The organism is Kitasatospora sp. MY 5-36 (genome assembly GCF_001182915.1).
Lineage (GTDB): Bacteria > Actinomycetota > Actinomycetes > Streptomycetales > Streptomycetaceae > Kitasatospora.
The window spans coordinates 1-9,861 of record NZ_LFVW01000441.1; the positions used below are offsets into that span (position 1 = coordinate 1).

Genomic DNA, 9,861 nt, shown 5'->3' on the forward strand with positions numbered 1-9,861 from the left:
GGACGGCGACAGCTCGGCGAAGATCGACGCGGCGAGCGCGGCGAAGACGTCGTCGTAGGCGACCAGTGCCACGTCCGCGGGCACCGCCAGGCCGTGCGCGCGCAGCAGCGGCGCCAGCCGCAGCGCGTCCTGGTCGTTGTGGACGAGCAGCGCCCGGGTCCCGGACCGCGCGGCCTCGGCGATCCGTGCCACCAGCGGCTCGGGATCGGCCGGCAGGTTGCCCGGCCCGAGCATGTCCAGCGCCGGCAGGTCGGGCAGTCCGAGCAGCCGGGTGCCCTCCCGGTATCCGGCCCGCACCTCGGCGGCCGTCCAGGAGTCGCCGCGGGCGGCCAGCAGCACGCTCCCGTGGCCGAGCCCGGCCAGGTGGCGCAGGGCGCTCAGGACCCCGTGCCGGTGGTCGGAGGCCACGGTGTCCAGTCCGGCCCCGGGGCCGTCCGGGGTGGGGGAACGGCGCTCCACCAGCACGGCGGGCACCGGCAGGGCGTCCAGCCAGGCGTAGTCCTCGGCCGTCCGGCCCGGGACCAGCCCCGGGGCCAGCAGCAGGCCCTCGGCTCCGGACTCCAGCAGGCGTTCGGCCTGTAGCCGGTCGCCGCCCGCCCCGTACGGGGCGATGCCCAGGACCAGCCGGGCCCCGGCGGCCGCGGCGGCGGCCCGGGCCCCGGCGATCACCTCGTCGAAGTAGGAGCCGACCGAGGGCACCAGCAGGCCGAGGGCGCGGCCCTGCCCGGGGCCGGGGGCGAGCGGCGGCCGGGCGCCGTCGTCCGGGCGTTCCAGGGAGACGAAGCCGTGCGAGCGGGAGAGCCGGCCGGCGTCGGCGAGCGCGGCGACGTCCCGGCGGACCGTCACGGCCGGGATGCCCAGCCGGTCGGCCAGCTCCGTGAGGCGGACCCGCCCGCCGAGCTCGCCGACGGCCGACACGATCAGCCTGCGGCGCTCTTCCCCCGAGATGGCCATTCCGGCCTCCATCCGTCGTGCCGGCCGACGCGTCGTCCGGAAGCGGTCAGCCGATGATATTCCGATCGAAGAGTATCGTTCGATCGGAAATTGATCAATAAAGCCGATGATCGCCGATCGATTGACCGTGCGATCACCGAACTCCTAGGGTGACCACGGTGGCCGCCGCCGATCCGCCCGCGGCCACCCGCGCAGCCGTGCGCCCGGACCCACCGAGGTCCCCACACCCCCCTCACTCCCGCTCCCCTCCCGCGGAGGACCCGATGGCCGACCAGGCCCCCCACCCCGCCCTCACCACCGACGGCGACACCTTCCTGCGCGGCGGACGTCCGCACCGGATCGTCTCCGCCGCCGTCCACTACTTCCGCATCCGCCCCCAACAGTGGACCGACCGCCTCACCCGGCTGCGCGCCATGGGCGTCAACACCGTCGAGACCTACGTCGCCTGGAACTTCCACCAGCCCACCCCCGGCCGCGCCGACTTCACCGGCGACCGCGACCTCGCCGCCTTCGTCCGCGCCGCCGGCGACCTCGGCCTCGACGTCATCGTCCGCCCGGGCCCCTACATCTGCGCCGAATGGGAGTTCGGCGGCCTGCCCGGCTGGCTGCTCGCCGACCCCGCGATGCGGCTGCGCCGCCTCGACCCGCCCTTCCTCGCCGCCGTGGACGCCTGGTTCGACCACCTGGTGCCCGTACTGCTCCCGCTGCTCTCCTCCCACGGCGGCCCGGTGGTCGCCGTCGCCGTGGAGAACGAGTACGGCAGCTACGGCAACGACACCGCCTACCTCGAACATCTGAGGGACGCCCTGGTCGCCCGCGGCGTCGACGTCCTGCTGTTCACCGCCGACGGTGCCGAGGACGGCTTCCAGCTCGGCGGCCGGGTGCCCGGACTCCTCACCACCGGCACCTTCGGCTCCCGCCCCGAGGAGTCCCTCGCCTGCCTGCGCCGCCACCAGCCGGTCGGCCCGCTGGTCACCATGGAGTACTGGTGCGGCTGGTTCGACCACTGGGGCGCACCGCACCACGTGCGCGACGCCGAGGACGCCGCCGAGGTCCTCGACGCCCAGCTCGCCGCCGGCGCCTCCGTCAACATGTACATGGGCCACGGCGGCACCAACTTCGGCTGGTGGAACGGCGCCAACCACGACGGCACGAGCTACCAGCCGGACGTCACCAGCTACGACTACGACGCCCCGGTCGGCGAAGCCGGCGAACTCACCGAGAAGTTCCACCTCTTCCGCGCGGTGATCGAACGCCACCTCGGCCCCAACCCCCACCCGCTGCCGCCGCTGCCCGCCCGCCTCGCCCCCCGCAGCGCCCCCGTCACCGCCGGCCGCCCGCTGCTCGGCGCCGGCGGCGCCCTCGGCGAACTCTCCACCGCGCACCGCCTCCCCGAGCCCCTCCCGATGGAGCGGCTCGGCCAGAACCTCGGCCTCATCCACTACCGCACCCGTCTGCGCGGCCCGCTCGCCCACGGTGAACTGCGGGTGGACGGCCTCGCCGACCGCGCCCAGGTCTTCCTCGACGGCGAGCCCCTCGGCGTCCTCGACCGCAACCACCCCGAACAGGCCCTGCCGCTGCGGGTACCCGAGGGCGGCGCCGTCCTGGAACTGCTCGTCGAGAACCTCGGCCGGATCAACTACGGCCCGCTGCTGCACGACCCCAAGGGCATCACCGGCGGTGTCCGGGTCGACCGGCAGTACCAGTTCGGCTGGGAGATACGCCCGCTGCCCCTCGACGACCTGACGGCCCTCGCCCTCGGCGCGCCCTCCACCGCCGACGGCCCCGGCTTCCACCGCGCCGAACTGACCGTCGACACCCCCGCCGACGGCTTCCTCGCCCTGCCCGGCTTCACCAAGGGCATGGTCTGGCTGAACGGCTTCGCGCTCGGCCGCTACTGGGACCGCGGCCCGCAGCGCACCCTCTACGCCCCCGCGCCGCTCTGGCGGGCCGGCGCCAACGAGCTGCTGGTCCTCGAACTCCACCGCCCGGGCGACCGCGTCGAACTGGTCGAGGGCCCCGACCTCGGCCCCGCCGTCCCCGAGGAGCGCTACGGCTCCTGACCCCTCCCGCCCCGCGGGCGCGCGCCGGCCCCCGGCCCGGGCCCGCGGGGAGCCCGCACCGGCCGTCCGCCCGGTGACCGAATGGTAGGTTCCTGTCCACCTCGACAGACCGGCCCACCGACAGGGAGTGCCATGCCGATCCCGGCGGACGATCGCCGCGCCCGCATCCTCGACACGGTGCGCGGCCTGGGCACCGTCCGGGTGGTGGACCTCGCCGAGCGGCTCGGCCTGCCCGCCGTCACCGTCCGCCGGGACGTCGCGAGCCTCGCCGACGCGGGCCTGCTCCGCCGCACCCACGGCTCCGTCTCCTTCGGCGGCCCCGCGGACGCCCCCGCCCCCGTGCCGCCCCGGCCCGCCGAGGCCCCCACCCTGGGCCTGCTCGTCCCCGCCGTGGTGCAGTACTTCGACGAGGTCATCGCCGGCGCGCGCACCGCCGCTGCCGAGGCCGGCGCGCACCTGGTCCTCGGCATCTCCTCCTACGAGGCCAGCGCCGACCGCGTCCAGGTCGACCAGCTCCTCGCCTCCGGCGCCCAGGGCCTTCTGCTCGCCCCGAACTGGACCGCCGCCGACCGCCCCGAGGACCACGCCTGGACGGCCGAACTCCCCGTCCCCGCCGTCCTGCTGGAACGACGCCCGGCCCCCGGCAGCCCCGCCGCGGCCCTCGACGCGGTCGGCTCCGACCACCGCCACGGCGTCCTGCTCGCCTTGCGCCACCTCACCTCCCTCGGCCACCGCCGGGTGGCCCTGGCGGCCCGCACCGACACCTGGACGGCCTACCAGGTCCGCCTGGGCTACACCGACGCCTGCCGCACCCTCGACCTGCCCGCCGAACCCGTCATCGACGTCCGCACCCCGGCCGCCGGCGTCGACTCCGTCGCCGCCCGGCTCGCCGAGGCGGTCGCCGACGGGGTCCGCGCCGCCCTCGTGCACAACGACCAGGACGCCCTGCAACTGCTGCCCCTGCTGCGCACCCGCGGCGTACGGATCCCCGAGGACCTCGCCCTGGTCGCCTACGACGACGTGTTCGCCGCCCTCGGCGCCCCGCCGCTGACCGCCGTGGCCCCGCCCAAGCGCGCCGTCGGCGCCGCCGCGGTGGACCTCCTGGTCCGCCGGCTGGCCGCCACCGGCCCCGCCCTGCCGGTGCACCACCTGGACCTCCTGCCGGACCTGACGGTGCGCGAGTCCTCCGGAGCCTGAGCGGGCGATGAAGGTGTACTTCATCCCCATTGGCCCGGCGCGGCTGAGCCGGTTCGAGGAGATCGGCCGCAGGCTCGGCTACCACGAGTGGGTCGTCGAGGACGGCAGTCTCAACATCTGGTCGGACCTGGAAGACTGACCGGGACATCGCTCCGGCGCCGGTGACGATCAGGGCCACCGGCGGGTACCCGGTCAGGGCCTCGGGTCGAGCGCGGGGCTGAGCCCGATGTCCTCTGACACGCGGTCCTGACCGATTGCCAAGTGGTCCTGACCAGCGCGGTGAAGTGCTCGCCGGTACGGGCTGTCACTGTCCCGCCGTACGCTCCCCCGAGCTGGAAGAGCCAGCCGGTCCGGGATTCCCGGGGCCGGCAGCGAGAAGGGTGCGGGACACGTGATCTGGGATCCAGTCGGGACGGAGCAGCCGTGAGCCGATCGGACGAAATCCGTGGACACCCGCCGCCGGGGTCCCGGCCGGAGACCCGGTGGGCTGAACACTGACTGCCGCCCGGGACCGGCGAGCGCGAGGGAACGAGGAGACCTGGTGAACCACGGAATGAGCGTGCTGCTCCGGGCGATTCCGCTGCTCATGGGCGCGGTGTCGGCCGCGCTCGGCGGCTACGTCCTCGCGCACTCCACCGGGCCGAGCGCCCGGGTCGCGGGCCTGACGCTGGTCTTCCTGGCCGCCGTCTGTCTCTGCCTGTTCGCCGTCGCGGCGACCGTCGTGCGGCAACTGATCGGCCGTTTCGGCGCGTTGGACCGGATCGGCTACCCGGCGTTCGGCTTCGCGGTGGCCGGGGCCGCCGTCGGCTACGGGCTGGGCCTGCTGGCGGAGAGCCACCGGCCGGTGGCCGACTTCGTGGCCGGCAGCGTGGTCCTCGGCATCGGCCTGGTCTGCGTGTGCGTCTCGTCGGTGGCCGCGGTCGCCACCCGCTTCACGCTGATCGGGCAGAACGCCGTCCTGCCGGAGGGTTCCCCGCCGCGCTCGCCCGCGCCGTTCGGCCGGTCTGCGGCCCGGGCGCTGGTGGCGGTCCCGGTCCTTGCGGCCGCCGCCGCCTGGGCGTGGGCGACCGTCATGCTGGCCAACGGGGGCGGCGGGGACTCGGACGGGCGCTTCACGGCCGGGCACGTGGTGGTCGACCAGGCGATCGTCTGCACCGCCCTGATCGGGCTGGTGATCACCCTGCTGCGGCAGATCCGGAACACCTACACCCGGCGGGAGCGGGTCTGGTGGCTCGTCCCGGCCGCCGTGCTCGGCGCCATGGACATCACCGGGGGCCTGGTCGTCGTCGCCCTGGACCCCCGGCCCGGTCAACTGGCCACCGGGTACGTGCAGATCGGGCTGGGTCTGCTGTGCTGGACAGTGCTGAGCGCGGTGCTGCTGCTCGCCCTCGGCTGGCGCCGTGCCGCGCCGCCGGCCGGCCGCGTCCCGCTGGTCCCGGTCGGCACCACACTGCTGTGCCTGTTCATGTCGGCGTTCCTGTTCGAGTCGGCCGACCCGGACGTGACGGTCGCGGCCCGGGTCCTGGTCGGCCTCGGCGCCGTCTGCTTCTCGCTGTTCGCCGTGGTCTCCGTCCTGGAGGCCGGCGTCGCCGACCGGAACTGACCGGCCGCCCGAAGAAGCCGGCCGCGAAGGTGACACACGCGGAGAAAGAGGCCCGAAACCTCGCCGCAGCCACCCAGTACCGCGAGCGGGAAGGGCACCTCGACGTGCCGCGCAGACACAAGGAGACCCTGCGACTCGCCGACGGGAGCACAGTCGAGATCGGCCTCGGCCACCAGGAGCCGCTCCGCTCCGAAGCAGAACCAGAACGGCCACCCCGCAGAGCGCCGGCCGACCGCGCGCAGCCGCCGGGGCGTCCCGGGCCGCCGGGTCGGATCGCGGGTCGGGACCGCGGCGCGGCAGTGCGGTACCGATCCTTCTGTCCGGGGGAAACGCGTGGCCGCCGCCGAGGGCCGGACGGTGCGGCCAGCGGACCCACGCACGTCCCGGCTCCGGGCGGCGGGGCAGGCCGAGCACGGCGGCAGCCGCGTCCAGCCCGGCCGTACCTTCCAACCGCCACGACGTGCGGGGCCGTCAGCGGGCGGGGCCGATACGGGGACGCGGGATGCTCAGCGGAGTGCTTCGAGCAGGGGAACGGTCTGCTCCGGTCCGGGCAGGGCGTTGGTCTCGCGCTGAAGCCGCTCGGCGGCATGGCGGTAGCCTTCGTCGGCCAGTACCGCCGACACCGTCTCGCGCACCTCGTCCGGGGTCACGGTGACCGGGTCCAGCACCCGGGCGGTACCGAGTTCGACGCACCGCCGCGCGTTGTACGGCTGGTCCGCGCCGAGCGGCAGCAGCACCGAGGGCAGGCCGTGGGCGAGCGTGCCGAGCAGGCTGCCGGAGCCGCCGTGCGAGACCACCAGGCTGCACTGCGGCAGCAGTTGATCCTGCGGGACGAAGCGCTCGATCCGGACGTTCGGCGGCATTGGCCCGAACAGCGCGGGGTCGACCTGGGAGCCGACCGTCGTGACCACGTTCGCCGCGAGTCCCTGGAGCCCGGTCAGGACCCGGGCGAACAGCTCGGTGCTGGTGTAGACGGTGCCGAGCGTGAAGTACACGGTGGGGGTGTCCCGCACGGGGGCTGCGGGGACGGCCGGGCCCGGCCGGAACGCGAACGCGTGGGCGGGCAACGGGAAGCGCGGGTCCCGGAAGGCGTGCGGGGACGGCGACAGGACCACGTCCCGGTCCAGCATCGCGAGCCCGGGGTCGGCCGGCAGGCCGTACTCGGAGCGCAGCTCGTGCAGCGGCCCCGCGACGACCTCCTTGCGAAGGAAGCCCCCGGCGGCCAGCACGATGACGGTCGCACAGGGTATCCCGAGCACCTCGGCCGCGATCGAGCTGCCGAAGTCGACCTCGTCGCGCACCAGGACATCGGGCTTCCAATCGCGGGCGATGTCCAGCACCGCAGCAGCCTGCCGTCTCCCGCCGCGCCGGGCGAAGCCCTCGGCGAGCTGCCGCAGGTCAGCCGCCGGATCGGGTACGTCGACGGGCACGGCCGCCGCGCCCGCAGAACCCGTCGTACCTACCCGCGGCTCGCTGGTGGCGAAGGCGATGAACCCGGCCGCCGTGATCTCGGCCGTTCTGCCGCCGCTGCCCGCGACCGCGACGGTGTGTCCGGCGGCCTGCGCCGCACGGGCCACCGGGATGAGGGGACGGAAGTGGCCGCTGCCACCGATGAACGTGAACAGGATGCGCATCGGGCGAGGCTACCGAGCCGTCCGCGGGCAGAACGGCCGGCCCCTGCTCCCCTGACCACCCACAGGTTCTCCCGACCGACCCGAACATCGGTCCCAGATTCTGCAAACCCTCAGGCCACAGCCCATGAACGATCAATCACGGCAGCAGAACCACAGGCCAGACAACCAGGATCTCAAGTCCCAGATCCTGCAAGTCCCCTGCTCAACGCATGATCAATCGACAGGATCTTTCAAAACACACCGGAACGGAGCAGCCGAGCGGTCCGCTGGGCGCGCGGGGCATCCTCCCGTGAGTTGATGCGTCTCGGGCCCACTCTCATGAGCGGCCCGGGTGGGCCCGTGGTTCAGCGCTCGGTGGGTTGAAGGGCGAGGCGATCGACCGCGTCCCGCGCGAGCTCCCAGGCGTCCAGGAGCAGCTCCTGCTGCGAGCGCAGGCCGGGCAGCAGGGTCACGGATGCGCCGTCGGCGTCGCGGCTGACCGCACCGTCGATGCCAAGGGCGGTGCTCCCGTGGACGGTGGCACCTGGACGGTCTCCATCAGCGGGCCGACGGCGTCGTGCCGTCCGGTACGCATCTACCGGACGGCACCGAGCCGGCCTTCGGCCGCGGCCTCTTCCTCGGCGGCCAGCAGGGCGAGCGCCTCATCACGGAGCCGCTCGCACGCCGGCAGCGCCTTCACCGCGTCGACGACGTGCCGGCCCCCGCGGGTGGCCTCCTGGCCGGTCTGCTCGGTCACCCGTGTCCGCTGACAGGCGACCTCGACCGACTGCCCGGCGGGTTCGCTCGGATCAGGTGTAGACGTCCCGGCTGTACTCCTCGCGGCTCAGCCGGAAGTCACCGGGCCGATCACGGCGGAGCTCCTCGTACCGCTGTGTGAACACGTCGAGTGCTTCATGGAGCGTGCAGCCGGACGCGTCCCGGATCGCCCTGATCGCACGGCCTATCCGGCGGTCCAGGATGTCGCGGTCCACGCCCTCGGGCAGCTCTTCCATGAGCTGACCGTACCGAAAGTTCGACTGCACCGGTCAATATCGCCCGTCAAACGGTCATGACCGCCTGTCGGACGACACCGCCGGCGAGACCGTCCGGGTCGTACGGGTGGCCTACTACGCGCCCGACCGGGGTCGGCGACGGCCTCGTCGATCGCGTCGGCGGAGTCCCGGTCGACGGCCGGGTGGACGCGGCCGCGGTAGGCGACGATGGCCCGTCGCCTGCCGGAGACTCTCCAAGGCGTCTCTGCCCGCCCGTGCCCATCGTGTTGAAGGAAGGGCGGCGGTCGGGCGGCGTGGCCGCCTTCCGGAGCAGGTGGGGCGCAGCGGCGGGCACGGGGGCGGTCGGGGCAGTGGCAACCGGAGGCCGTGCGGCTGCGTCCACCCGGATACGAACGGTCGCCCGACCATCGTTGCTCCTGGGGGGATTTCCGTACATGCCGATCAACGACGCCGTCTTTGCGCCACCGCCGCCCGGTGCCCTGACGCCCTGCCCGAGCTGCGCGCTGACCGACCAGGTCCGCAGTGTGCCGGCGGTCCACCTGGGCGAGCGGCGGAACGTCACCGTGCGCTCCTCCGGCCGCGACGGCCGCGTTGAGACCCGCGAGGAGGTCTCCGCCCTCGGCCGGGCCCTGGCGCCCGCGCCGCCCGCGGTCGGCACGGCGGTCCAGACGCTGGCATCCCTGGGCTTCGTGACGCTGGTCGGGGCGGTCTTCACCTTCGTCCAGGGGACCATGGCGCGCGACGCGCCCGTTGCCCGGAAGCCCGACCTCTCGCCGCCGGACTGGGTGACCGCGCACCCGGGGTTCCCGAACGACTTCCCCACCGACCTCCTCCCGGGCGACCTTCCGAAGGCCGCTCCGGCTTCCCCGGCCACGCACACGGCGGCCGCGCTCGCCGACGCGAACGACGCGCTGGTCCCGCTCTGGGGGTCGTGTCTGATCCTGGCCGTCGCGATCGCCCTGCTGGCGGGCGCGACCGCACTGTTCCTCGCCAGGCGGCGGCACCTGGCAGGCCGGCCCCGGGCCGAACGGCTCTGGAACCAGGCCTGGTACTGCGCCCGTTGCGGCACCACGCACTTCCCGCCCGCCGCCGGACAGGGCACCGGGTCGCTCGGCCTCGCGGAGTTCCGCAAGACGGTCTGGACAGCGGGCGGCTACGGCGACCTCGCCGACCGGTACCGGCCATAGACGGGCCCGACACGCCCCGAAGGTTGGCAGGATCCAAGAGGTCGGCAGGCCACGCTCCCGCTGACCACGCGGCAGACGGCCACGGCGACCAGAGCACGACCGCGGCCATGACGAAACCAGCCAGGCAGCACGAGATGCCAGCCACCCGACGACGGCCGTCGGGCCGAGCGGCGGCGCGCGGGGACCCGGCGGGCGGACCGGCGTCGGCGGCGGCGGGGACGGCGGCCGGAC

General features: G+C 74.4%; 9 protein-coding genes. 5 read left to right on the forward strand and 4 right to left on the reverse strand.

The genetic code is table 11. The annotated features are described in order from the left end of the window. On the reverse strand, positions 1-954 hold a 954-nt coding region (locus tag AE652_RS26005; protein WP_049655680.1), incomplete at its 3' end, for a substrate-binding domain-containing protein. A gap of 263 nt (positions 955-1,217) precedes the next feature. On the opposite strand from AE652_RS26005, the gene AE652_RS26010 reads away from it, so the two are divergent. From AE652_RS26010 to AE652_RS26020, 4 genes are all read left to right on the forward strand, one after another. Then, on the forward strand, positions 1,218-3,017 hold the full coding sequence (locus AE652_RS26010; RefSeq protein WP_049655682.1) for a beta-galactosidase family protein: 1,800 nt from the start codon (positions 1,218-1,220) through the stop codon (positions 3,015-3,017). 132 nt (positions 3,018-3,149) lie between these two features. Next, complete coding sequence (locus tag AE652_RS26015) at positions 3,150-4,214, forward strand: substrate-binding domain-containing protein (protein ID WP_049655683.1); 1,065 nt, start codon at positions 3,150-3,152, stop codon at positions 4,212-4,214. 7 nt (positions 4,215-4,221) lie between these two features. Further along, positions 4,222-4,353: a hypothetical protein gene (locus AE652_RS49070; RefSeq protein WP_255357450.1), complete on the forward strand. Its 132-nt coding sequence runs from the start codon at positions 4,222-4,224 to the stop codon at positions 4,351-4,353. A 402-nt stretch (positions 4,354-4,755) separates the two neighbouring features. After that, on the forward strand, positions 4,756-5,817 hold the full coding sequence (locus AE652_RS26020) for a DUF2776 family protein (protein WP_049655685.1): 1,062 nt from the start codon (positions 4,756-4,758) through the stop codon (positions 5,815-5,817). Positions 5,818-6,323: 506 nt separating this feature from the next. Here AE652_RS26020 and AE652_RS26025 read toward each other — a convergent pair. From AE652_RS26025 to AE652_RS26030, 3 genes are all read right to left on the reverse strand, one after another. Then, a complete protein-coding gene (locus AE652_RS26025; RefSeq protein WP_049655687.1) occupies positions 6,324-7,451 on the reverse strand; it encodes a glycosyltransferase in 1,128 nt (375 codons plus the stop codon). A 574-nt stretch (positions 7,452-8,025) separates the two neighbouring features. Then, positions 8,026-8,187 (reverse strand): hypothetical protein, encoded by a 162-nt coding sequence (locus AE652_RS46600; protein WP_159028563.1) that lies wholly within the window; start codon positions 8,185-8,187, stop codon positions 8,026-8,028. A gap of 52 nt (positions 8,188-8,239) precedes the next feature. Beyond that, positions 8,240-8,443 carry a hypothetical protein gene (locus tag AE652_RS26030; RefSeq protein ID WP_049655692.1) on the reverse strand — a complete coding sequence of 68 codons (204 nt, stop codon included), beginning with the start codon at positions 8,441-8,443 and terminating at the stop codon, positions 8,240-8,242. 434 nt (positions 8,444-8,877) lie between these two features. Here AE652_RS26030 and AE652_RS26035 point away from each other — a divergent pair, with 434 nt between their 5' ends. Then, positions 8,878-9,630: a hypothetical protein gene (locus tag AE652_RS26035; protein ID WP_049655690.1), complete on the forward strand. Its 753-nt coding sequence runs from the start codon at positions 8,878-8,880 to the stop codon at positions 9,628-9,630. Positions 9,631-9,861: the final 231 nt, after the last annotated feature.